This is a genomic window from Chryseobacterium sp. WG23, assembly GCF_024586575.1.
Lineage (GTDB): Bacteria > Bacteroidota > Bacteroidia > Flavobacteriales > Weeksellaceae > Chryseobacterium.
In genome coordinates this window covers 1-735 of the sequence record NZ_JALCZE010000028.1, presented here as the reverse complement: position 1 = coordinate 735, position 735 = coordinate 1, and the positions used below count along the sequence as shown (strand labels likewise).

Genomic DNA, 735 nt, shown 5'->3' with positions numbered 1-735 from the left:
TACTGTAAACAGGCGGTTCATTATGTTGATAAAAAAAATCACCCCGGTCCGGGGTGATTTACATAAGGTTATGAATAAAATTTATTCTTTATTTTTCACCAATACCCATCCTGAATATTTGGTTTCGGTATTGTTTTTATCGTTTTCGTTCCATGAAATGGTGTACCAGTAGGTTCCGGTCGCTATTCTTTTGCCAAATGCGGTTCCATCCCAGGTAAAGTTTCTGATTTTGCTGGCTTCATGAAGCTTGTTTCCATATCGGTCATACACAATAAATACCAGATTTTTCTTGTATGCCAATGCTGAATAGTCAATAACATCATTAACGTTGTCTCCGTTGGGAGTAATCGCATTGATAAGGTTAGGAACCGTAACGGTAACCTGAACCGGAGTACAATTGAAAGAATCTTTTACATACACGGTGTTTTCCCCTCTTGGCAACCCTGTGAATGAATTGGATTCCTGCCAGTTTATTCCATCAATAGAAAACTGGTAAGGAGGAACTCCGCCTGTAGCAGTAACTTTGATGGTGTTATTGCTTATTTCAATATTCGAAATCACAGGTTGTTGGCTAGGACGTACATGTACTTCCTGAGGAGTAATACATTCCCCTGTTTTCAATTTTACCCAGTATGTTCCTATTCCTACATTATTGATGATTTGTGTGGTTTCTCCGGTACTCCATTCGTAACCGTCAAATCCAGGTCCTGCATCCAATGTAGTTGTTCCTTCAGC

Annotated in this window: 1 protein-coding gene; it reads right to left on the bottom strand. The window is 39.5% G+C overall.

Translation table 11 applies throughout. From position 1 onward, the window contains the following. Positions 1–81 precede the first annotated feature (81 nt). Positions 82–735 (bottom strand): gliding motility-associated C-terminal domain-containing protein (locus MP477_RS22665; protein ID WP_257192288.1); only part of this gene is annotated, 654 nt, incomplete at its 5' end.